Source organism: Microbacterium sp. GQ128 (assembly GCF_059758615.1).
On the sequence record NZ_JCAXDY010000004.1, the window covers coordinates 200,505 to 222,426 of the forward strand.

25 protein-coding genes and 1 tRNA gene are annotated in these 21,922 nt (G+C 69.4%); 14 read left to right on the forward strand and 12 right to left on the reverse strand.

The window, feature by feature from the left end:
- Positions 1 to 32 precede the first annotated feature (32 nt).
- Positions 33 to 752, reverse strand: a complete 720-nt coding sequence (locus AC6CHX_RS14440; RefSeq protein ID WP_136041329.1) for a class I SAM-dependent methyltransferase — start codon at positions 750 to 752, stop codon at positions 33 to 35.
- A complete protein-coding gene (locus tag AC6CHX_RS14445; protein WP_498273352.1) occupies positions 749 to 1,312 on the reverse strand; it encodes a DUF402 domain-containing protein in 564 nt (187 codons plus the stop codon). Before AC6CHX_RS14445 ends, AC6CHX_RS14440 begins: the two co-directional genes overlap by 4 nt.
- 56 nt (positions 1,313 to 1,368) lie before the next feature.
- Between AC6CHX_RS14445 and AC6CHX_RS14450 the strand changes: the two genes are divergently transcribed.
- Positions 1,369 to 2,622: an isochorismate synthase gene (locus AC6CHX_RS14450; protein WP_498273353.1), complete on the forward strand. Its 1,254-nt coding sequence runs from the start codon at positions 1,369 to 1,371 to the stop codon at positions 2,620 to 2,622.
- Between the two features lie 6 nt (positions 2,623 to 2,628).
- Here the strand turns inward: AC6CHX_RS14450 and AC6CHX_RS14455 are convergent, their stop codons facing one another.
- The 3 genes from AC6CHX_RS14455 to AC6CHX_RS14465 are packed head-to-tail and all read right to left on the reverse strand — an operon-like array spanning position 2,629 to position 5,502.
- Positions 2,629 to 3,471: a polyphosphate kinase 2 family protein gene (locus AC6CHX_RS14455; protein WP_498273354.1), complete on the reverse strand. Its 843-nt coding sequence runs from the start codon at positions 3,469 to 3,471 to the stop codon at positions 2,629 to 2,631.
- Positions 3,472 to 3,487: 16 nt separating this feature from the next.
- Positions 3,488 to 5,137, reverse strand: coding sequence for a 2-succinyl-5-enolpyruvyl-6-hydroxy-3-cyclohexene-1-carboxylic-acid synthase (gene menD, locus AC6CHX_RS14460; RefSeq protein ID WP_498273595.1), 1,650 nt, complete (start codon positions 5,135 to 5,137; stop codon positions 3,488 to 3,490).
- A gap of 14 nt (positions 5,138 to 5,151) precedes the next feature.
- The gene (locus AC6CHX_RS14465) at positions 5,152 to 5,502 is read right to left on the reverse strand and encodes a PLD nuclease N-terminal domain-containing protein (protein WP_136041333.1); all 351 of its coding nucleotides are present in this window, start codon (positions 5,500 to 5,502) and stop codon (positions 5,152 to 5,154) included.
- A gap of 74 nt (positions 5,503 to 5,576) precedes the next feature.
- On the opposite strand from AC6CHX_RS14465, the gene AC6CHX_RS14470 reads away from it, so the two are divergent.
- From AC6CHX_RS14470 to AC6CHX_RS14500, 7 genes are all read left to right on the forward strand, one after another.
- Complete coding sequence (locus AC6CHX_RS14470; protein ID WP_498273355.1) at positions 5,577 to 6,005, forward strand: hypothetical protein; 429 nt, start codon at positions 5,577 to 5,579, stop codon at positions 6,003 to 6,005.
- 70 nt (positions 6,006 to 6,075) lie between these two features.
- Complete coding sequence (locus AC6CHX_RS14475; RefSeq protein ID WP_498273356.1) at positions 6,076 to 6,726, forward strand: DsbA family protein; 651 nt, start codon at positions 6,076 to 6,078, stop codon at positions 6,724 to 6,726.
- 152 nt (positions 6,727 to 6,878) lie between these two features.
- A complete protein-coding gene (locus tag AC6CHX_RS14480) occupies positions 6,879 to 7,685 on the forward strand; it encodes a tyrosine-protein phosphatase (RefSeq protein WP_498273357.1) in 807 nt (268 codons plus the stop codon).
- Positions 7,686 to 7,721: 36 nt separating this feature from the next.
- Positions 7,722 to 9,800, forward strand: a complete 2,079-nt coding sequence (locus AC6CHX_RS14485; RefSeq protein ID WP_498273358.1) for a bifunctional lysylphosphatidylglycerol flippase/synthetase MprF — start codon at positions 7,722 to 7,724, stop codon at positions 9,798 to 9,800.
- Between the two features lie 60 nt (positions 9,801 to 9,860).
- The gene (locus AC6CHX_RS14490; protein WP_498273359.1) at positions 9,861 to 10,112 is read left to right on the forward strand and encodes a hypothetical protein; all 252 of its coding nucleotides are present in this window, start codon (positions 9,861 to 9,863) and stop codon (positions 10,110 to 10,112) included.
- A complete protein-coding gene (locus AC6CHX_RS14495; RefSeq protein ID WP_498273360.1) occupies positions 10,109 to 10,657 on the forward strand; it encodes a hypothetical protein in 549 nt (182 codons plus the stop codon). Before AC6CHX_RS14490 ends, AC6CHX_RS14495 begins: the two co-directional genes overlap by 4 nt.
- Positions 10,658 to 10,748: 91 nt before the next feature.
- Positions 10,749 to 11,573: a nucleotidyltransferase domain-containing protein gene (locus AC6CHX_RS14500; protein ID WP_498273361.1), complete on the forward strand. Its 825-nt coding sequence runs from the start codon at positions 10,749 to 10,751 to the stop codon at positions 11,571 to 11,573.
- A 35-nt stretch (positions 11,574 to 11,608) separates the two neighbouring features.
- On the opposite strand, the gene AC6CHX_RS14505 is transcribed toward AC6CHX_RS14500, so the two are convergent.
- Genes AC6CHX_RS14505 through AC6CHX_RS14515 form a run of 3 tightly spaced genes read right to left on the reverse strand, consistent with a single transcriptional unit; the run spans position 11,609 to position 14,298 of the window.
- Positions 11,609 to 11,986, reverse strand: coding sequence for a GntR family transcriptional regulator (locus tag AC6CHX_RS14505; protein ID WP_498273362.1), 378 nt, complete (start codon positions 11,984 to 11,986; stop codon positions 11,609 to 11,611).
- Entirely contained in the window at positions 11,983 to 12,939 is a 957-nt protein-coding gene (locus tag AC6CHX_RS14510) for a hypothetical protein (RefSeq protein WP_498273363.1), read from the reverse strand. The genes AC6CHX_RS14505 and AC6CHX_RS14510 overlap by 4 nt, the downstream gene beginning before the upstream one ends.
- A gap of 51 nt (positions 12,940 to 12,990) precedes the next feature.
- The gene (locus AC6CHX_RS14515) at positions 12,991 to 14,298 is read right to left on the reverse strand and encodes an MFS transporter (protein WP_498273364.1); all 1,308 of its coding nucleotides are present in this window, start codon (positions 14,296 to 14,298) and stop codon (positions 12,991 to 12,993) included.
- Positions 14,299 to 14,369: 71 nt separating this feature from the next.
- Here AC6CHX_RS14515 and AC6CHX_RS14520 point away from each other — a divergent pair, with 71 nt between their 5' ends.
- Both AC6CHX_RS14520 and AC6CHX_RS14525 read left to right on the forward strand, forming a co-directional pair.
- Positions 14,370 to 14,984 carry a TetR/AcrR family transcriptional regulator gene (locus tag AC6CHX_RS14520; protein ID WP_498273365.1) on the forward strand — a complete coding sequence of 205 codons (615 nt, stop codon included), beginning with the start codon at positions 14,370 to 14,372 and terminating at the stop codon, positions 14,982 to 14,984.
- A gap of 137 nt (positions 14,985 to 15,121) precedes the next feature.
- On the forward strand, positions 15,122 to 15,934 hold the full coding sequence (locus tag AC6CHX_RS14525) for an SDR family oxidoreductase (RefSeq protein ID WP_498273366.1): 813 nt from the start codon (positions 15,122 to 15,124) through the stop codon (positions 15,932 to 15,934).
- Positions 15,935 to 15,964: 30 nt separating this feature from the next.
- On the opposite strand, the gene arfB is transcribed toward AC6CHX_RS14525, so the two are convergent.
- Positions 15,965 to 16,405 (reverse strand): alternative ribosome rescue aminoacyl-tRNA hydrolase ArfB, encoded by a 441-nt coding sequence (gene arfB / locus AC6CHX_RS14530; RefSeq protein WP_498273367.1) that lies wholly within the window; start codon positions 16,403 to 16,405, stop codon positions 15,965 to 15,967.
- Positions 16,406 to 16,532: 127 nt separating this feature from the next.
- Here arfB and AC6CHX_RS14535 point away from each other — a divergent pair, with 127 nt between their 5' ends.
- Positions 16,533 to 17,273, forward strand: coding sequence for a DUF3800 domain-containing protein (locus AC6CHX_RS14535; protein WP_498273368.1), 741 nt, complete (start codon positions 16,533 to 16,535; stop codon positions 17,271 to 17,273).
- A 160-nt stretch (positions 17,274 to 17,433) separates the two neighbouring features.
- On the opposite strand, the gene AC6CHX_RS14540 is transcribed toward AC6CHX_RS14535, so the two are convergent.
- Complete coding sequence (locus AC6CHX_RS14540; protein WP_498273369.1) at positions 17,434 to 18,435, reverse strand: TIGR00341 family protein; 1,002 nt, start codon at positions 18,433 to 18,435, stop codon at positions 17,434 to 17,436.
- A gap of 145 nt (positions 18,436 to 18,580) precedes the next feature.
- Here AC6CHX_RS14540 and AC6CHX_RS14545 point away from each other — a divergent pair, with 145 nt between their 5' ends.
- Positions 18,581 to 18,772, forward strand: a complete 192-nt coding sequence (locus AC6CHX_RS14545) for a hypothetical protein (protein WP_498273370.1) — start codon at positions 18,581 to 18,583, stop codon at positions 18,770 to 18,772.
- A gap of 34 nt (positions 18,773 to 18,806) precedes the next feature.
- Here the strand turns inward: AC6CHX_RS14545 and AC6CHX_RS14550 are convergent.
- Together AC6CHX_RS14550 and AC6CHX_RS14555 are read right to left on the reverse strand one after the other, a co-directional pair.
- A tRNA-Met gene (locus AC6CHX_RS14550) sits at positions 18,807 to 18,882 on the reverse strand.
- An 87-nt stretch (positions 18,883 to 18,969) separates the two neighbouring features.
- A complete protein-coding gene (locus AC6CHX_RS14555) occupies positions 18,970 to 19,956 on the reverse strand; it encodes a helix-turn-helix transcriptional regulator (protein ID WP_498273371.1) in 987 nt (328 codons plus the stop codon).
- Positions 19,957 to 20,019: 63 nt separating this feature from the next.
- Between AC6CHX_RS14555 and AC6CHX_RS14560 the strand changes: the two genes are divergently transcribed.
- Together AC6CHX_RS14560 and AC6CHX_RS14565 are read left to right on the forward strand one after the other, a co-directional pair.
- Positions 20,020 to 21,066 (forward strand): ABC transporter ATP-binding protein, encoded by a 1,047-nt coding sequence (locus tag AC6CHX_RS14560; protein ID WP_498273372.1) that lies wholly within the window; start codon positions 20,020 to 20,022, stop codon positions 21,064 to 21,066.
- Positions 21,063 to 21,842 (forward strand): ABC transporter permease, encoded by a 780-nt coding sequence (locus tag AC6CHX_RS14565; protein ID WP_498273373.1) that lies wholly within the window; start codon positions 21,063 to 21,065, stop codon positions 21,840 to 21,842. Before AC6CHX_RS14560 ends, AC6CHX_RS14565 begins: the two co-directional genes overlap by 4 nt.
- The last annotated feature ends 80 nt before the right edge of the window (positions 21,843 to 21,922 follow it).

Below are 21,922 nucleotides of genomic sequence, written 5' to 3' on the forward strand. Positions count from 1 at the left end.
GCGCCGGGATGCCGCAGTTGCGTGCGAGGCGCTCACGCGGGCTTGCGCGCTCGGTGCAGCGCCACGATGCCGAACGTGAGGTTGCGGTAGGCCACATCGCTCCAGCCCGCTTCACGGATCCAGGCCGACAGCTTCTTCTGGTCGGGCCACTCGCGGATCGACTCGTTCAGGTAGTCGTACGCGTCGCCGTTGGTCCCCGCCACCCGGGCGACGCGGGGCAGCACCTGCGCGTTATAGAAGCGGTACGCACCGCGGAACAGCTTGCCGGGGGGTGTGGAGAACTCGTTGATCACGAGCCGGCCACCGGGTTTGGTCACCCGATACAACTCGCTCAGTGCCTTCTTCGGGTCGTTGACGTTGCGCAGCGCATACGACATCGTGACCGCGTCGAACTCGCCGTCCGCGAACGGCAGCGCCGTGGCATCCGCCTGCACGAAGGAAAGATTGCGCATCGCGCCGTGGCGGCGCTCCCCCTCGGCCAGCATCCCGGGCGAGAAGTCGGCCGCGACCACCTCGGCGCCGCTCCGCGCGAGAGACGCCGACGACGACGCGGTGCCGGCGCCGAGATCGAGGATCCGCTCCCCCGGCTTCGGGGCGACGGCACGGGTGGTCGCCGCGCGCCACAGCACGTCGTTGCCGAAGGTCATGGCCGTGTTCGTGCGGTCGTACCCGGCGGCGACCTGGTCGAACATGCCGCTGACGCGGGCGGGGTCCTTGCCGAGATCGGCGCGGTTCTTCTCGTTCGAAGTCACGCCTTCAGTCTAGGCGCGAGCCCCAGGGCTTCGAGGCGGTCGAGCCACGGATCGGCGGTGGCATCGTCGAACGGGGCGACCTGCGCGCGGACCCGTTCCTCGAGGTCGAGCGCGAGCGTCTCGAGGTGCTCCATGACGTCGGCCGGATAGCCGTAGCGGGCGCTGTGCTCCGCCCACTCGTCACGGTCGTCGACCCAGGTGCCGCGAGCCCCGGCGACGCGCACGACATCGAGATCCATGTCGATGCCGGTCGCGAGGAGCGGGTCGTCGGACCAGTGGATGTCCCAACCGAGGTCGATGTAGATACGCATGCCGCGGCGGTGGCGACGGTTCACCGTCACGGCGTGATCGCCGCTCGCCGGAACGAGCGTGATGTTGGGCCCTCCGGCATGGAACTCGGCGCCCGGTCGGAAGCTGTGCCAGCCCACCGGCTGCCCGATCCAGTCGCCCCACTCGTCGGCGCCGAGGTACACGCACTCGTGCCGCCAATGCGGCGACCCGTCCCACTTGCGCCACTGGAAGACCATCTCGGTGCCGGGTGCGGGGCGTGCGTCGCTCATCCGTTCACCCTACGACGGCGCGGATCCGTGGCTCCTGTGCGGCATAGGCTGGATGCGTGCACACCACCCACCTGGTCGTGGAGACCCGAGAGATCGAGCCGGTCGAAGACCTCCTCGCCTACGCGGATCCCGCCCGCCCGCTCGCCTGGCTGCGGCGCGGAGACGGCATCGTCGCTGTGGGGGAACCGGTGGCCGAGGTCCGCCCTACTGCGGGCGCCGGAGAATCACGCACCGCCGTGCTCGCGGCCCTCTGGCGCGAGATGACCGCCCAGGCCGAGATCTCCGACCCCGTGGGCCTGCCCGGCAGCGGGCTGGTGGCGTTCGGCGCGTTCGCCTTCGACGAGGAATCGGCAGCGGACAGTGTGCTCGTCGTGCCGAGTCAGGTGCTCGGGCGTCACGGCGATCGCTTCTGGGAGACCCGCATCCGTCTCGCCGGATCGCCCGCCGCCGACGAGGCTTTTGCCACGCAGCCGTACGGCCCGCACTGGGCCGGCACCGTGGGACCGGGAGCTCAGAGCCCGCAGGGATACCAGGATTCGGTGCGTCGAGCCCTCGCCCGCATCGCCGACGGGGAGCTGAGCAAGGTCGTGCTGGCGCGCGACCTCACCGGCAGCATCCCTTCGGGGTCGGACCTGCGCCGACTCGTGCGCGCCCTGTCGACCGGCTACCCCGACACCTGGGCCTTCGCAGTGGACGGGCTGATCGGCGCGAGCCCGGAGACCCTCGTCACGGTGCACGACGGCACGGTGACCGCTCGTGTGCTCGCCGGCACCATCGGCCGCGGGGCGGACGCGGATGCCGACACCGCGGCATCCTCCCACCTCGCCTCGAGCACGAAAGATCTCGACGAGCACCAGTACGCCGTGCAGAGCGTGCTCGCCTCGCTGCGCTCCCACACCCGGGCGCTGGCCGCCAGCGAGCAGCCGTTCCTGTTGAAGCTGCCGAACCTCTTCCACCTCGCGACCGACGTCGAGGGCGAGCTCGCAGACGGCGAGTCGGCGCTCGACCTGGTGCAGGTGCTGCATCCGACCGCCGCTGTCGCCGGCACTCCGACCCCTGCGGCCATCGCCGCCATCCGGGACCTCGAGCCCTTCGACCGCGGACGCTACGCCGGCCCGGTCGGCTGGGTGGACGCCGCGGGCAACGGCGAGTGGGCGATCGCGCTGCGCTGCGCCCAGTTCACCGCAGGCTCGGATTCGATCGGGGTGACCGCGTACGCCGGCGCCGGGATCGTCGCGGGCTCCGACCCCGAGAGCGAGCTGCTCGAGACGCGGGTCAAGTTCCGGCCGCTGGTCGACGCGCTGGCCTGAGCCTGCTCAGCTCGCGGCGAGACGCTTCTTCTCGGCCTCGACGTCGAAGTCGGCGAGCGGCCACTGCGGGTCGATGTCCTCGAGCGCCGCGAGCAGCAGCTCCTGCACCGCGAGGCGCGCGTACCACTTGGCGTTCGCCGGGATGACGTGCCACGGGGCGATCTCGGTGGAGGTCCGGTCGAACACCGTCTGGTACGCCTGCATGTACTGCGGCCACAGCATCCGCTCGTCGACATCGCCGGGGTTGTACTTCCAGTGCTTGTCGGGGCGGTCGAGCCGCTCCATGAGCCGCTCCTTCTGCTCCTCCGGCGAGATGTGCAGCATGACCTTGATGATGCGGGTGCCGGATGCCGCGACACGGGCCTCGAACTCGTTGATGGCGTCGTAGCGGCGTTCGATCTCCGGGCCGTCCGCCAGCTCGCGGACCTTCCCGATCAGGACGTCTTCATAGTGGGAGCGGTCGAAGACGCCGATGAAGCCCGGCTCGGGCAGACGCTTCTCGACGCGCCAGAGGAAGTCGTGGCTGCGCTCCTCGGGCGTCGGCGCCTTGAACGCGGCGAGCGCGACGCCCTGTGGGTCGACGCCGCCGACGACGTGCCGCACGATGCCGCCCTTGCCCGCCGAGTCCATCGCCTGCAGCACCAGCAGGACGGCGTCGTTCGCCTCTCCGACCCGGCTCTCGGCGAACAACCGCTCCTGCAGGTCGTTCAGCTTCTCGAGCCCTGCCGCGAGGTCGCGGGCGCCGTGCGACTTGCCGCCGACGTATCCGGGCTTGGTGTCGGGGTCGAGGTCGGCGAGGCGGAATCCCTCGCCCACTCGCAGCGTCTGCGTCCAGGTGTGCGCGTCCATACGCACATACTGCCAGTCAACGCGGCAGCGGGACCTCGATGATCTGGCGGCCACCGCGCGGGGAGGTCAGCGCCTGGTCGAGTGCAGTGCGGGTCGTGACCCTCTGGTACTCCCACCCGTAGGCGAGGGCGAGCTGCTCCAGGCGCACGGTGTGCGGGGTGTAGAACGCCCGATCGAGATCGGCAGGATGCGCGGACCCTGCGACCTCCAAGGAATCGAAGATGGTGCCGCCGCCGTCGTTGCCGACGATGACCTGGAGCCGGGGCTCGGTCTCATCCGGAGGCAGCAGCAGCGCACCGACGTCGTGCAGGAAGGCGAGGTCGCCCAGCAGCACCCTCGTCACCCCGGGGGCTCCGGCCGCCTGGCTGGCGAGCGCGATACCGGTCGCCGTCGCGATCGTGCCGTCGATCCCGGCGAGCCCGCGGTTGGCGTGCACGGGCACCTTCTTGCCGCCGAGCACCTGGTCGGCGACGCGCACCAGCCGGGACGAACCGAACACGAGCCGGTCGTGGGGCCAGGTCGCCCGCCACACGGCATCGACCAGGAGCGCGCGGTCGAGCGGACGACGGACGGCATCGAGCTCGGCCCTGACGGCTTCTCTGCGGGCGGCGAAGTCCGTGGAGGCCAGCCCGTCAGGGTCGGGGGCGTTCTCGCTCAGGTCGACGACCTCGGCGGCCGAGGCCTGGAGCCATTCACCGAGCCAGGCACGATCGCCGGGTCCGGGCGCGACGGACACGGCGCTGACGGCACGGGTGCGGTGGTTGAGGTTCAGCTCCTCCCCTCCGCGGCGCACCGCGATCACGTCGACATCCGCGCGCGAGAGGAGGGCTGCCGCCTCACGGCTGAGAGTCGGGTGGCCGAGCACGACGACACGCTCGATCCGCCCGCCGAGGTCTTCGCGCGACAGCAGCCGACGGTATCCGTGCACGAGCTGTCGCCCGAACCGCGCACCGCTGACGATCTCCGCGATCAAGGGCCAGCCGCCCGCATAGGCGATCTCCTCGGCGTCGGCGCCCGCATCGGCGCCGGCGATCACGATCGTCCGCGGACCACGCTCGAGTTCGAACGACTCCGCCGCTGGTTGAGCCGGCACCTCGCCGGGAGTGACGGTGACCGCGGAGAGCGTGCCCGAGAGCGGCTCTCTGGCGGGGAGGTTCAGGTGCACGGGTCCTGCGACGCCGGGCAGTGCACCGTCGACCTGGCGCACACCCGTCGCGGCCGTCACGGCGCGCTCGGCGAGCCCTGCCCAGTCGCCCTCTCCCGGCACGGGGGCATCGACCTGCTCTCGCACCCAGGGATGGAAGAGGCCGTCCTGGAGCGTCGCCTGATTCGCGCCGACCCCCCGCAGCTCGGGTGGGCGATCAGCGGTCAGCAGCAGCAGCGGCACACCGGAGTGGAACGCCTCCAGCACCGCGGGAAGGAGGTTGGCGACGGCCGTGCCCGAAGTGCAGATCACCGCGGCGGGCGCACCCGTCTCCCGGGCGATCCCGAGCGCGGTGAACCCGGCGACCCGTTCATCGATGCGCACGTGCAACCGCACGTGCCCGTCGTCGGCGAAGCGCGCGGCAGCGAGCGCGAGCGCCTGCGACCGCGACCCCGGGGACAGCACGATGTCACGCACACCGTGCGCGACCAGGTCGGCGAGCAGGGACGCCGCGGCATCCATCGCCGGCGACGACGTCACGGGCGCGGGTCCGAGGCGGGAGGCTCGTCGGTCTCCTCGTCCAGACGGGCGAGCTCCTCTTCGAGGCGGCGGATGCGCGCATCCTGCTCGGTCTTGCTGATGCTGCGCAGGAACGCCGGGTCGTCGTCCGGCGCGATGACGGGGCGCACCCCGCTGTCGTTCGCACGGCGCCGGCCGATCACGAACCACAGGATCCCACCGATCACGGGGAGCAGCACCACGATCGCGATCCAGGCGGCCTTGGACACACCCCGGTGCCGCGTCGCCGGCTGCACTGCGCAATCGACGATGCTGTACACCCAGAACACGGCGGCGAGGAAGCCGCCGACGATCAGTAGTCTCGCCACCCCTCCAGTGTAGGCGGGTCAGCGACGCACGGGCCCCGGAGAGGCAGAGGCGCCGTTGCTAGACTGCGCGGGAAATGCTGCCCTCATCGCTGGATCGGATGCCGCGAGCGCGGGCTGACCGGATGCTGATCGCCCGTGTGATCACCGCCGTCGGCCTCGCGCTCCTGCTCGTGATCGGCGCCTGGTCCAGCTCCCACGGACCGGCCGATGTGCACGCCACCCTCTGCCTCGCGTCCGGCGTCTCCCCCTCGGCCGGCACCGCAGCCGCCGACGACGGCGCCGACAGTGCAACGGCCCTCGACGTGCTCTCCTCCGACTTCGGCGTCTGCGTGCTCGCCGTGCTGTGCGGCGTCGCGCTGGTGCTGCTGTTCCTCCGGCTCCGCGGCCGCGACTCCCGGCCCCTCGGCACCCGCATTCCCCGTCTGACGTCGCCGAGCCGGGCCGGCCCGCGCATCGTCGTCCCCGCCCTCTCCCTCACACAGCTCTCGATCTCCCGCACCTGATCCCCGACGCCCGCATCGAGCCGCCTCACGCGGCATCCACCCCCGTCGTACCCCTGCGTCTGGAGACCCCATGAAGAACTCTGTCAAAGCGACCCTGGTCGCCATCGCCGTCGTCATCGTGCTGCTGATCGTCGGCATCGTGTTCGCCCTCAACCAGAAGGCGGCGACCGCGCCACCCGAAGGCGAGGAGCGACCGACCGTCCGCACCGATTCGCATGTACTCGACGACGGCGGCGAGGGCGCCGTCACCGTGGTCGAGTTCCTCGACTTCGAGTGCGAGGCGTGCGGGGCGTTCTACCCGATCGTCGAAGAGCTGCGCGGGAAGTTCGACGGCGAGATCACCTACGTCGTCCGCTACTTCCCGCTGCCGGGGCACATCAACTCCACCCAGGCTGCGCTCGCCGCCGAAGCCGCGGCGCAGCAGGACCGATTCGAGGACATGTACCACCGGCTGTTCGAGACCCAGGCGCAGTGGGGCGGTCAGACCGAGGAGACCCCCGAGGTGTTCCGCGCGTTCGCCGAGGACCTGGGGCTCGACATGGACGCGTACGACGCCGCGATCGCCGACCCCGCGACCGAGGAACGCGTGCAGGCCGACAAGAGCGACGGCGAGAAGCTCGAGGTGAGCAGCACCCCGTCGTTCTTCGTCGACGGCCGGAAGGTCGAGCTGCAGGAGTGGGACGACCTCGAGCAGGCGATCGATCAGGCCGTCAACGGCTGAGTCCGCGCGCCTCTGACGCTGTCGAGACCCCGGCCTCTCGCCGACACCCCGCGGTGCGCACCGCAACACGAGGGGGTCTCGGCGAGAAGCCGGGGTCTCGGCGGTACTCCCGATACGCTGAGACCAAAATCAGGGAGAGGGCCCGGACGACCATGGAACTGACGTCGATTCTGCAGGGGACGCACAACGCTCGAGAGCTCACCGGGCTCCCGCTCACCGGCGGAGGGACGCTCGCCTCCGGACTCCTCTTTCGCTCCGACGCCCTCGCAGGGCTCACCGACGAGGGGCTGCAGGAGCTCGTCGACCTCCGCATCGGGACCGTGATCGACCTGCGCACCGACGGCGAGCGCTCCCGCGCGGCGGACCGGCTTCCCGAAGACGGCAGCGTCACCCTGCTGCCCCTTCCGATGCAGGGCGGCGCCATGGACGAGATGGTCAAGCAGCTGCTTCCCGCCGCCGGTGGTGCGAGCCTGTCGGTGACCCAGGTCGCCGACGTGCTGAAGCAGGTGCCGACGCTGGAGGGGCTGTACGTGGCGATCCTCGAGGCCAGCGCCGTGCAGTTCGCGACGGTGGCGCGCACCGTGCTCGACGCCTCTCGCACCGACCACCCCGGAGTGCTGTTCCACTGCACCGCGGGAAAGGATCGCACCGGACTCGCCGCGGCGATCCTGCTGTCGGTGGCCGGCGTGCCGCGCGAGGCGATCGTCGAGGACTACACGCAGACGGAGAAGAACCTCGCTCTCGGTTTCGCGGAAGCGCTCACCGGGCTCATCACCTCCCTCGGCGTCCCCCTCACTCCCGCACTCAAGACGCTCGCGACCGAGTCTCCTGCGTCGGCGATCGAGGCGGCCCTGGACTGGATCGACGCGAACCACGGCGACGCCTCGGGTTACCTGCGCAGCGGCGGCATGACGAACGACGAGGTCGCGGACCTCCGCCGGGTGCTGCGCGGCGAATAGCCGTGATCGATCTGCACCGCTCGCTACGCTGAGCGCATGACAGCGGAGCGCTCCCCCTCGCGGCATCCGGCACTCGCCTTCGCACGCCGCATCCCGGCGACGCTCACGATGGTGGCGCTGATCCTCGTGGTCGGGCTCGTCTGGGGCGGACTGTGGGCGCCCTTCGAAGACACGAAGCTGTTCCCGGAAGTCGCCTACGGGCTCCCCAACTTCGCCGACGGCAGGTGGTGGACGCCCCTGACCGGCACCTTCTTCGTCAACCGGCCGTGGGTGTACGTGTTCACCATCGCCGGATTCTGGGGGATGGCGTACCTGGAGTTCCGGCGCGGATCGCGCGTGGCACTCGCCTACTACTGGATCGGTCAGCTGTTCGCGATCTTCGCCACCGCGCTGCTGCTCCTCGTGCTCTCGCAGTTCCCCTGGGAGTGGGCCACGACCCAGGCGCAGGCGCTCGACGTCGGAGCATCCGGTGGGACCATGGCCTGCATCGCCGCCGCCGTCGGCCTCTTCCGTCCACCCTGGCGGGTGCGCGGCTGGCTGATCCTGCTCGGCTTCGTATTCATCGCGATGCTTTTCTGGGGCCAGCTGGCCGACCTCGAGCACCTGCTGGCGGTGCTGCTGATCCTCGCTGTCGACCGCTCACTGCGGGTGCAGCGCACGACCGTCCGCGAGCAGAGACTGATCGCCGTCGTCGCGATCCTCGTCCTCGGCGCGGTCGAGATCATCACGACCCTCCTGCCCACCGATGGTCCGTTCGGTCCCACCGAGCCCGCGTCCGGGGGATTCATCGACCTCGCGATCGACCTCGTCGTGATCCTCGTGCTCGTCAACGGCCTGCGCCGCGGCCGCCGCTGGACGTGGGTGATCGCGCTGCTGCTCGGACTCTTCAACATCCTGGTCGCGGCCCTCGTGCTCGCCCTCATCACGGTCTTCAGCCAGGCGCAAGTCGACTTCCGCTGGGACGGCGAGACCGAGCTCGCCTTGGCGAACGGATTCCTCTGGTTGATCATGCTCGTCTACCTCATCCGGGTGCGCCGGGCGTTCGGGGCCCGACGCCAGACGAAGCTCGGCATCCAGCCCTCCCCCACGGCCGAGGACATGAAGAAGGAGCTGCGCACGCATGGCGGAGGGACGCTGTCGTGGATGACGACCTGGGACGGCAACAGCTACGCGCGCGTGGCCCGGGGCATCGTCGCGTACCAGCGCCGCAACGGCGTCGCCCTGGCGCTGGCGGATCCGATCGGACCGGCGGATGCTCGCACCGAGGCGGTGACGGAGTTCATCCGCACCGCCGAGCAGGCGGGTCTCGTGCCGTGCTTCTTCAGCGCCGACGAGGCCACCCGCGCTGCGGTGCCCTCGACCTGGCGCAGCATCGTCGTGGCCGACGATACGATCGTCGACCTGCCGGGGCTCGAGTTCACGGGCAAGCGGTGGAACTCGGTGCGGACCTCGCTCAACAAGGCCGGCCGCGAGGACATGACCTTCCGGATGACGCACCTGAAATCCGAGTCATGGGGCGTGCAGCAGCAGTTGCGTGCGATCTCCGAGGCCTGGGTCGGCGACAAGGATCTGCCCGAGATGCGCTTCACCCTCGGCACGCTGGATGAGGCCGAGGACCCGGAGGTGCGGCTCGCGCTGGCGATGGCCCCCAACGGCGACGTCGACGGCTTCCTCTCGTGGCTCCCGGTCTACGGCGGCGACGGCGCGGTGCGCGGGTGGACCCTCGATCTGATGCGACGCCGCGACGGCGGGTTCGGCCCGGTGATGGAGTACCTGATCGGCTCCTCAGCGAAGCAGTTCTCCGAGGAGGGGGCCGAGATCATGTCGCTCTCCGGCGCTCCCCTCGCCCACGACTATCCGCCGGACGCCGGCGTGATCGCCGCGCTGAGTGACCGCCTCGCGGATGCTCTGGAACCGGTCTACGGCTTCGGTTCGCTGCACCGCTTCAAGCAGAAGTTCCATCCGCGCTACGAGACCATGTATCTCCTTTTCCGCGACGAGAGCGACCTCACCCGCATCGGCGGCGCGCTCACGCGGGCGTTCCTTCCGGATGCCACGCTGCGGCAGTTCGCCGGCGCCGGGCTCGAACTCGTGCGCGGCGGCGGGAAAGACTGACGACCGGTAGATGTCAACGAGAGATTGACGCGCATGTGTGTCAACTGTAAGTTGACACACATGGTCGACTCTCCGCAAACCGCACCACTCTCCATCCGACTCGCCCAACGAATCGGGCTCGCGCTCCTCGCGGCAGGGGCGCTGACGCTCATCTTGTCCATCGGGTTCGATCTGGATGGATTCGGCGGCGGGTTCATGCAAGGCGCCGCAGTCGGCGGAATGCTCGTCGGGGCCTATTTCTGGGGATTCGGCAACGGCTTCCGCCGTCGGGATCGCCCCCAGTGGCTTCCGAGTCGAGGAACCATCGAGTGAGCACTCTCGGCGATGCCATCGGGCATGCCGTTCTCGACGACGCCGGCGCCGCCGACAAACCGCTCCTCGCCCTCGAGGACCACGTCGCGCTGATCGCCGCCAGCGCCCGCGCAGATGAAGAGGTGCGCGCAATCCTGCAGCGAGCCGTCCACGCCGCACGTGCCGCCGGCGCGAGCTGGGCGACCATCGGCGCCGAACTGAACATGTCCCGCCAGGCCGCGCAACAGCGATTCGGCCACCCGAGCACCGCAGCGGACCTGGATGAGGACGAGCGCTGGCTCGGCCCGGTGAGCGTATTCGACGAGATGGCCGAACTGGACCTCGCGGGCCTGGAAGGGTGGCACACGATCGGCGCTGAATCCTCTGCGCATCGCATGCGCCGCAGCGACACTCGCTGGGAACATCGCAGGAGCGTGTGGCGTCCGCTGCGAGCATCCGAGCGCGCCGAAGGATGGGAGATCGGGTGCAGGGCTTTCCCCTGGGTCTATCTCGTTCGCGATACCGGGGTCCCGGTCACCTTGCCTGCGGAGCCCGTGGCCGACTGACACACACCGGAGGCGGGTCGGCCTATTACGTTTTCCGGATAACGCCCGAGCGCGGATAAAACCGGACCACCGCGTGAGTACGATCGGTGTCGTGCTCGATGAAGACCGCCTCCGCTCCATGGCCGACGAACTCACCACCGTGCACGGGGTGCGGGCAGTCGCGCTGGGAGGTAGCCGAGCCCGAGGCACGCATCGCCCGGACTCCGACATCGATCTGGGTCTCTACGTGGACGCTGACGTCGATCGCGCCGGCGTCGCACGCGTCGCGAGCAGCTGGACGGGTGCGCCCGTCGAGGTCGCCGAACGCGGCGGATGGGGGCCATGGGTCGACGGCGGCGCCTGGCTGATCGTCGACGGCGTGCCGGTCGACCTCATCCTCCGCGACGTGGACCGAGTGGCGGCGCAGTGCGCCCGCGCGGCGAGGGGCGAGTTCGCCTTCCACGCCCAGCCGGGGCATCCGCTCGGCTTCCTCGACGTCGCCTACGCCGGTGAGGTCGCGACGAGCGTGCCGCTGCGTGATCCGGAGGGGCTCCTGGTCGGGCTGGCTCGCAGCGTGACCCCCTACCCGGAGGCTCTGCGGGACGCTTTCCTCGCGAACCTCTGGCAGGTCGACTTCCTGCTGAACGCCGCCGTGAAGGGCGCGAAGTCCGGTGACGTCGCCTACGTTTCGCTGTGCGGGACCACGACGACCATGCTCACCGCGCACGCGTGGCACGCCTCCGCCGGCAACTGGGTCACGAACGAGAAGGGGCTCGTCACGAACGTCGCGCGCCTGCGGATCGATACCGGCGGGTTCAGTGCGGCGGCCGCCGAGGCACTCGGCGACCTCGGGGTTTCCCCCGAAGAGCTGCTCGCATCGATCGACAGACTGCGAGAACTCCCGCGACCGGTCCCCCACACGGCGGATGCCCGCTGACGAAACCAGGCGACGCCCGAATGCCCCGGATCTGCTCAGGGCGACGCGGGCGTCTGGGAGTGCAGTGCGAGCCAGGCGGTCCGGACGGCGCCGAGGGCCTGGTCGAGATCGAGATCGAGGTCGCCGAGGCTGCTCACATAGCGCTTCGCCGCACGCTGAACCTCTGGAGGGTGTGCTTTCCCCGGCGCGACTCTGGTTCCTCGAGTTCTGCTGGTCTCGATGAGACCTTCGGATTCGAGGGTCGTGTAGGCCTTCGCCACCGTGCCGGCCGCGACGCGCAGATCCGCGGCGAGTTGGCGTATGGAGGGCAGTCTCTGGCCGTCGGCGAGGTCCCCGGAGCGGATCAGGTCGGTGATCTGTTCGCGGATCTGCTCGAAGGGGACGACGCTGCTCTGCGGATCGAAGGTGATCATCGAGGCAGTCCCGCGGGCGCGGTCTCGGCGTTGCGGGGACCGGCCGGTGCTCCGGCCGCGAGCGCCCTTTCCGGGAGCGTGAAGGCCCAGAGCGTGGCCAGTGTGAGGACGACGATGCTGCCGACCATCAGAACGAGCCCCGCTCCCGCAAGGGTCTGACCGAGCACGTCCCAGATCGGGGGAACGCCCTCGAAGTACGTGTTGTGCATCGCCGATCCGGACTGGAGGGCGGTACCGCCGAATTGGAGGAGGAGCATCGCGCCGCTGACGGCGAGGATGATCCGATTCGTCGCCCGCCGCCAGCCGGCATCCACGTCAGCGCGCTCGCGCTGCGGCAGTGCGGGCGTGGAGCTGACGCGCCAGAGTGCGAGGAACGTGGCTGCCACGAGGACCACGGTCGCCACGAGAAGAGGAACACCATAGAACCAGCCGGGGTAGGGGCTGCTGGCGCTGACGGTGTCCGCGGTCTGGAAGGCGATCGTCCGGTAGCGGCCCGATCCGTCCGGGCTCGACGTCACCCCCGTGAAGATGAGGAACGCGACCTGGAGGATCAGGGCTGACGCGAGCAGGCCCGCCCCCAGCCGGGGCACGAACGATAAAGGCGTCCGAGGCGTCAGGGACGCTTCGCGTGCGACGCTGGAGGCGACCACGACCGCACGAGGCGGGGTGGCGGAGTAGAGAAGCAAGCCCGCTGAACCGCCCAGGGCTGGGGCGAGAGCGATCGGAAGGCCCGCCAACGACTGCTGGAAGGACCCGGCCACGAAGAGGGCGACGATCACGACACCGGAGAAGACGACGGCGATCACCGCCCGCCGCCTGGCCGCGTCGAGAAGCGACTGGACGGATGCCGCCAGCGGCTCCGTGCGCCGTGGACGGCCACGGACGATCAACCATACGACGGCGACCACCGCCGCGACGCAGACGATGTATCCGACAAGTGCGATCCCCGCCATGGTCCTACCTCCGTGTATCACTCAGGTGATACAGAGTCTGCACGGCGTGTATCAATCTGTCAATACACCGGTCGACGGTTCACGCTGCATGGCGGACTTCCCCGGGGCATCCGTTTCCGCGCCCACCGGCGGCTTGGCGGTGTTCGTGATGTGGGCGCGGCTGACCACGACCACGGCGACGATCATGAGCCCGACACCCAACCAGTACGGCGCGGCGGGGCTGACCAGCGCATAGAGTCCGCCCGCGATGAGCGGAGCGACCGTCCCCATGGCCGCATTCAGCGACTGGGTCGCGCCGCCGAGCCAGCCCTGTTCGTCGTCGCCGACGGCGTTCGACATGGCGCCATCCATCGCGGCCTGCGAAGCACCCTGGCCGGCCGCGAGCATGAGGGCACCGACGATGAACACCCACGGCTGGGCGAAGATCGAGGCCACGATCGCGAGGGCCGCGAGACCGATCATCTGCGCGACGATGCCGCTGACGATCACACCGCGCTCGCCGATCCGCGGGAGCAGGACGCCGAGCAGCACGCCCTGGATGAGGATGTCGATGATGCCGACGGCCGCGGTCAACAGGCCGATCTGCGTCGGGCCCCACTGGATCGAGTCGAGGGCCAGCACGCTGAAGTTGTTCACGAAGAATCCGAACGGCAGGGCGAGCAGCCCGAAGCCGATCATCAGCCCGCGCAGCTCCTTGCGACCGAACGCCTCCTTGAAGACGGCGAGCGGCTGCACGTCGCGCAGCCTGATCGTGGTGATGCGGTTGCCGGGCTTGAGGCTCTCGGGGAGCAGGAAGATGCTGAGGATCGCGATCGTGAGGGCGACGGCGGCCGTAAGGAAGACGGGGAGTTGGAGATTCACGGCGGCGAGCAGACCGCCGACCCCCGGGCCGATCATGGTGCCGATGCCGGAGAGCGCGCCGAGGACGCCGAAGCGCTTGGCGCGCTGCTCGGGCGGGGTGATGTCGGCGAGGTAGGCGAAGAGGGCGGGGAGGTCGCCGGCCGTCAGACCCTGGATGACCCGCGCGAGGACGAGGACCCAGCTCGCACCGCCGATGCCGAACAAGGCCATCGAGAACGCCGCTCCGAATGCCGCCACGATGATGACGGGTCGACGGCCGAAGCGGTCGGAGAGACGCCCGAGGAACGGAGCCGCCAGGAAGGCGCAGAGCCCGTTGATCGCCTCGAGCACTCCCACCCAGATGGCGAGGTCGCTCTCGTGCGAGACGTACTGCAGCACGACGAAGGGCAGGACGGGGAGGACGACCGTCATCCCGATGACGGTCAGCATCGTCAGCACGATGAGCATGATCCAGGCGCGGTTCTGTTCCCGACGCGTGAGGGTGTTGGGTGAAGTCATACCGAAAGTGTAGCGATACCAGTTTTGGTGTCAAGCCAGTTTTGTGGTCGGTCCACGATAGGGTGAGGGGCATGACGACCCCAGAGCCCCTCGGGCGCCGCGAACGGAAGAAGGCCGCGACCCGCAAGGCGATCTCCGACGTCGCGACGATGATGTTCCTGGAGCGCGGCTTCGACAACGTGAGCATCCGCGAGGTCGCGGACGCCGCCGACGTCTCCCCCACCACCGTCTTCGCGCACTTTCCGCAGAAGGAAGCCCTCGTCTTCGACGAGGACGACGAGCAGCGCGACCGGCTGGTGGCCGCCGTGCGCGACCGGCCGGCCGGCAGCACGATCAACCGCGCGATCCACGACTTCTACGCCGCCGAGCTCCGCGCGAACGTCGATGAGCACGGCAACGACGTCACTCGCATCTTCATGCGCTTCCTCAACGAGACCCCGGCGCTGCGCGACTACGCGGCGAAGATGTGGCTCCGGCACGAGGACGCCCTCGCCGATGCCATCGCCGAGGAGCTCGGTCTCGCCCAGCCGATGGCCGAGATCCGCGTCTACGCCCGCTTCGTGCTGCAGATGCAGCTGCTCGTCAATGACAGCGACGACCCTCTCGCCACCGTCGACGCGGGCTTCCGACTGCTCGACAGCGGGTGGGGCCCGATCGAGGCAGCCATCACCGAGCCCGAGGCGTGATCACATCGGCTCGAGAAATTGATCTAGCCCTCCGCGGGAACGGACGCGGCTAGCGTCGCGGATCCGTTCCGTCAACCCGATCGCCCGGCACGAACACTGCGCCTACCGTCGAGCGGACAGACGACGAGGAGGCGGAGATGTTCGAAGCTCACCACGACAGGAAGCCCCGGCATGCGATCGTGACGGCGGCGGACTCCGGGATCGGTCGCGCCACCGCCGTGGCGCTCGGCGCCGCGGGAATCGACGTCGGCGTCACCTGGCACTCCGACCGCCTGGGTGCGGAGGCGACCGCGGAAGAGGTGCGCACGCATGGCGCCCGCGCCGTCGTCGCACAGCTCGATGTCACCGACATCCCGCGCTCGGGCGATGTGATCGACGGGCTGATCGCGGAGCTGGGCGGCATCGACGTCTTCGTGAACAACGCCGGAGCCGGCGTGAGCACGCCGTTCCTCGATCTCACCCTCGAGGACTGGAACCGGGTGCTGCTCACCGACCTCACGGGCGCGTTCTTCTGCCTCCAGCGAGCGGCTCGGGCGATGGTGGCCGGCGAGCGCGGCGGTCGGCTGATCTCGGTGACGAGCGTGCACGCGCACCAGCCGATGGTCGGCTCCAGCGCCTACGACGCGGCGAAGCACGGACTGAACGGACTCATGAAGAATCTCGCACTCGAACTCGGCGCCCACGGCATCAGCGCCGTGAGCGTGGCACCGGGCGAGATCGCGACGCCGATGACCGGCCAGACCGACACCGACCCGCACACGGAGCATCGACCGGGCATCCCCCTGGGGCGGCCCGGCGACGCCCGAGAGGTCGCCGCCCTCATCGCGTTCCTCGCGTCACCGGAGGCGGCCTACATCTCCGGAACATCGCTCGTCGTCGACGGCGGCATGCTGCAGATGGGCCCGCAGGCCGGTGCGAGCATCTCGAGCGACGACTGGCGCACGGTCTGACGGCTCGACGATCCAGCGAGCGGCGGCACCTCAGTCCTCGCGGGGCCGACGGCGCAGACTCTTGACGTCGGTGCGGCGCTGCTTGGCCTTCAGTCGGCGTTCCTTCGAGCCCCGACTGGGCTTGGTCGGCCGCCGCGGAGGTGACGGTGGCCGCAGCGCCTCGGCCACCAGGGCGACGAGCCGATCTCGCGCCGCGTCCCGGTTGCGAATCTGCGCACGATGCTCGGACGCGGCGATCGTCAGGACCCCGTCGACCAGGCGCCCGCTCAGCCGCTCGAGGAGCCGCTCGCGCTGATACGGGGTGAGTGCCGCGGAGGTCGCCGCGTCCCAGACGAGTTCCGCGCGCGAATCGGCGGTGTTCACCCCCTGCCCTCCCGGGCCCGACGACCGCGAGAAGCGCCATGACAGCTCGGCCTCGGGGATCGTGAGACCCGACGAGACCCGCAGACCGGGTCGATGGGCGGAAGGCATACCTCCATCATCGGGGCTAACGGGGGCCAGGGCATCGCCCCCTTGTCCGGGAAGGGCGGTGCTATATACCGCTGGGGGCGCGGGCGTGTTCGCGCCCCCAGCTCCGAGGCGGAAATACGGTGAGCACATGCCGACGTTCAGCGACTACGTGATCTACGTCGACGAGAGCGGAGACCACAGCCTCACGAACATCAATCCGCAGTTCCCGCTGTTCGTGCTCTCTTTCTGCATCTTCCCGGTGGACGACTACATCTCGACCGTCGTTCCGCAGGTTCAGGGGATGAAGTTCGAGTTCTTCGGGCACGACATGGTGATCTTCCACGAGCGGGAGATCCGCAAGTCGACCCCGCCGTTCGACGTCCTCTTGAATGCGAGTGTCCGTGCTCGGTTCATGGCGCGGATGAACGGCATCATCTCGGGTTCCCGGTTCGGAATCGTGGCGTGTGTCATAGACAAGGAGGAGTTCCGGGCGCGACGTGGGCACGACGTGAATCCGTACCATGTCGCACTCGAGTTCGGTCTGGAACGAATCTTCCTCCAGCTTCAGCAGCGCGGACAAGCACGACGGACCGCACGGGTCGTTTTCGAGAGCCGGGGAGCCAAGGAGGATCAGGATCTGGAACTCGAATTCCGGAGAATCATGGATACGACCCGGATGCGGGGCATGCCCGAAACGCTGGCCTTCCATTGCGCTCCGAAGAGCGCCAACAGCTCGGGCCTTCAGATCGCAGACATGACTGCACGACCGATCGGACTCCACGTGATGCGTCCCGAGCAGTCGAATCGCGCCTGGGATCTGATCAGCACCAAGCTGGTGCGCTCCAGCGACGGGCGCATCGAGGGATACGGACTCAAGGTCTACCCGTAAAAGCGAAAGGCCTCCGAGATTCCCGGAGGCCGAACGCCGATCGAGCATTCCCGATCCACTTGCTACAACCCTATTCGACTCTGGGTTGTTCCACTACACCGCTCACGGAGAGCAGAGCGCCGCGCGTGTCGAGCGTAGGAGCCGCCGCAGCGGGCGCTGTTCACCGCACGGTCAACTCGGTCCCCTGCCCCACATCGACGACCACCCCGACGTACGAGGGAATGGTCTTCGCCATCTCCTCTTGCAGCTCGTCGAGCGGCGGCGTCGACCCGTCGGGGGTCGTGAGGGAGATCGTGGCGGTCAGTCCACTCCACTGCACGGCACCGTGGATGTGTGCATCCGTATCCCCTGCAAGCCAGTCGGTCGTCGTGTTCTGGATCTCGACCGACCACCGGGCGACGGCGACGGAGGCGATCGAGTTCGCGGCGAGCGGGATGGCGATGATGAGGCTCAGAGTCGCGACGATCGCGTAGGCGCGGCGTCGATTGGCGGTGGGTGAGGATCCGGGGTCGCGGGCGTAACCGGCCATCGTGAACACGATGCTTCCGGCGATCACCAGGGCGAAGACGTTCGAGAGGAACGGTACGAGCGCGCCGAGGGCCTGTGGCCACTGCCCCTGCCCCGCGCAGACTCCGACCACCCCGAGCGGCGGTACGAGCGAGATCGCGATCGCGACACCCGGCAGCACCGCGCTGAGGTCTTTCCGGCACATCGCGAAGCCGCCGGCGAGCCCGGTCGCGAGCGCGGCCATCAGATCCATCAGGCTCGGCGACGTGCGCCCGATCACCTGCGAGTTGGTCGACAGACTCTCCGGTGTCGCGACGAAGACGGCGAGCGCCAGCCCGAGCGCGACGACGATGCCGACCCCACTGAGGACCCACAGGATCGAGGACACCACCAGGCGTAGATGCCCCGTGACGATCCCCCAGGCGATGCCGAGGATCGGCGTACCCAGCGGCGCGATGATCATCGCCCCGATCACCGTCGCCGTCGAGTCCGTCAGCACCCCCGCGATCGCGATGACCCCCGACAGCGTGAGCATGATGAGGAATCCGGAACGTTTGCTGAGGGTGTCTCCCGCGCTCAGATTGACTGCGTCGTCCAGCGCCTCGGCCGACAGCCGCTGCGACCGCGGGATCAGCGTCTGCGTCAATCGCGACATGTTCGGGTCCCTCGCCCTGCCTCGCATGCGTTCGTCATAGCCGAAAGCTAGGGGCGCGCGAGGCGGCGCGCAAGCATCCCGTCGCCCACACCGAACGAGGCCACGTCAGGTCGACATCGACGTGCCGGGCTGGCAGGGTGAAGGGATGCGACGCAACGAGAGCAGCACCGGCATCCAGTGGGGATTGCTCCTCTTCGGCGCCCTCTTCGGGCTGGTCTGCGCGGTGCTGATCCTCACCGAAGTGCTGAGCCCGACCCTGTGGTTCACCGTCGCCGCGATGGGCTGCCTGGTGCTCTCGCAGGCGCTCCTGATCCGTTCGAAGGGGCGGAACCGCTGACGGTTCCGCCCGACGACTGCCGGCCGGTCTGAATTGGACGCGACGGCGGGAGTCGAACCCGCAACGCCATCAGATATGAGCTGAGGCCCGGGACCGCCCGGATCGCCGCGATGGGGATGACGTTACCCGGCCGTGATCTGACCCGCCAGGACCGTTGCCTGGGATAACCCTATGAGTCTGAGGATGACGGATGCCGGTCACCCGGCGTCATCCGGATCCGGAGCGTCGAGGGCGCGCAGCAGCCGCGCGACGGCCTCGCGGAGCTCTGACCGGTGGGGCTCCGCGAGCGCCACCGCGTACTCGACGCCCTCGGGGATCCACAGCAGCGCGTACATCGCCTCGCGCCAGTCCGAACCGCCGAAGGGCCACCGCGTGCGGTCGTCGCCGACGGCCGTCGCGCCCTGCGACCAGGGGCCGAAGCGGTCCTGCATCTCGGCGAGAGGCAGCTCCATCACCGCAGCCGCCTCGACCTTCTGCGGCGACCACGACGAGGCGATGAGCACGCGCTCCTCGATCTCCTCCTCGGTGATGTCACGCCGGGTGAAAAGCACGCGCGTATGCTCCACCGCGGCGATGCGGTCGACACGGAACGTGCGCCAGTCCGCACGGTCGAGGTCCCAGCAGAGCAGGAACCACTTGCGGCCGGCCGGCGCCAGCGCGTGCGGCTCGACCCGGCGCACGCTCTCCCGCCCCTCGCCGTCGACGTATCGCAGGCGCAGCCTCTCGGTGTCACGAGTCGCGAGTGCGATCTCGCCCAGCACCTCCGGCGAGACCACCGGACCGTCGCCGATGCGCGGCGCCTGCACCGACGCGGCGAGCGCGTTCACCCGCTGGCGCAGCGCCGAGGGCAGCACCTGCTCGAGCTTGGCCAGGGCCGTGAGCGTGACCTCGGGACCGCCGACGAGCTGCTGGGTGGCGGCGACGCGCAGGCCGATCGCCATCGTGACCGCCTCGTCGTCGTTCAGCAGAAGCGGTGGCACCGCACTTCCGGCCTCGAGGCGGTAGCCGCCGGCGACGCCCGGGGTCGACTCCACGCGGTACCCCAGTTCGCGCAGCCGGTCCACGTCGCGTCGCACGGTGCGCTCGGTGACGCCCAGCCGGGTGGCGAGTTCGGTGCCCGGCCAGTGCCGGTGGGTCTGCAGCAGGTTGAGCAGAGCGAGTGCACGCGAGGTGGTATCGGTCATGAGTCTCAGATTGCCAGATGATGCGGACAGGATCTGTCCGCATGGCTTTCTACGCTCACTCCCATGAACGAATCCCTCATCGAGACCGAAGGCCTGACCAAGGTCTTCACCGTCAAGAAGACGCCGGTGCACGCCGTGACCGACGTCTCCTTCACCGCCGTGCGCGGCGAACTCGTCGCCTTCCTCGGACCGAACGGTGCCGGAAAGTCGACGACCCTGCGGATGCTGACCACTCTGATCCCGCCCACCTCGGGGAGCGCGCGAGTGGTCGGGCACGACATCCGCACCGACGCGGCCGGGGTGCGCGCCCGCATCGGCTACGTCGGCCAGCTCACGAGCGGCAGCTTCTCGCAGCGCGTGCGCGACGAGCTGCTGAGCCAGGGCGCCTTCTACGGGATGTCCCGGCGCGACAGCACGAAGCGGGCCGACGAGCTGATCGAGTCGCTCGACCTCTCCTCCTTCGCAACTCGCAGCGTGCAGCAGCTCAGCGGCGGACAGAAGCGCCGGCTCGACATCGCCCTCGGGCTCATGCACGCGCCGCCGCTGATCTTCCTCGACGAGCCCTCCACCGGACTCGACCCGCAGAGCAGGGCGAACCTGTGGGAGCACATCCTCGATCTGCGCACGCAGCACGGTACCACGGTCTTCCTCACCACGCACTACCTGGAAGAGGCCGACCGTTACGCCGAACGCGTGATGGTCATGGACAAGGGGCGCATCATCGCCGACGACGACGCCGCCTCCCTCAAGGCGACACTGGCCGGCGACGTACTGACCTTCGGATTCGCGGATGCCGCCGAGGCGGCGAGCGCCCGTGCCGTGGTGGCCCGTCTCAGCAGCGCTGAAGTCACCGTCGACGGCGAAGCCATCTCGCTCGCGGTGCCGGACGGCGACCGACTGCTGCCGGTGATCGTGCGCGAGCTCGACGCCGCCGGCATCCTCGTCCGCCGCGCGACCGGAGTGCCACCCACGCTGGACGACGTGTTCCTCGCCCTCACCGGCCGCACACTGCGCGACGCCGGCGAAGGAGCGGATGCCGTGGGCGAGGCATCCGAATCCGCCGAAACCCCCACCCCCTCAGCGAACAGCACGACAGGAGTCCTCTCATGACCACCACCGACACCCTCGTGCGCCCCAACCTCGCGCGCGACACCCGGAACGTGCTGACGCGTGAGCTCAAGCCCGTGCTCCGCGATCCGTTCACGCTGATCTTCAGCCTGCTGCAGCCGCTCGTCTTCCTCGGACTGTTCGCTCCTCTGCTGATCGGCGACTCGGGGCAGCCGGCCGGCGAGACCCTGGCCTGGTTCGTGCCGGGCGTGCTCGTGATGATCGTGCTGTTCGGCACCGGGGCCACCGGCTCGAACCTGCAGTACGAGATGATGACCGGCTCGCACGAGCGCACCCTGGTCGCCCCGCTCGCCCGCTCCTCGCTGCTGGTCGGGCGCGCCCTCAAGGAGATCGCACCGATCGTGGTGCAGGCGCTCGTGATCGTGTTGATCGCCTGGCCGTTCGGTTTCGCCGCCGACATCCCCGGCCTGTTGATCGGGCTCGCACTGCTGGCCGTGTTCGGTGTGGGCCTGGGCTCACTGTCGTACTCGCTGGCTCTGGCGACGAAAGACCGGGAGTGGCTGTTCTGGGGAGTGCAGCAGTCGCTGATCTTCCCGCTGCTGATCCTCTCCGGCATGCTGCTGCCGCTCGACGATGCACCGGAGTGGATGCGTGCCGTGGCATCGGTCAACCCGGTGAACTGGGTCGTGCAGGCCGAGCGAGCGCTGTTCGCCGGTGACCTGGGAGATGTGACCGTGCTCTGGGGCTGGGTGTCGGCACTGGCGGTCGCGGTGGTCGGGCTGATCGTCGGAGTGCGCGCCATCCGCCGCAGCAACTGACCCGATCCGACGGTGCGCCGCGGCGTGGGGATGCCGAAGCCCAGACGCAGCGGCGCACCGCCGGCGTGTTCCGGCTCGCC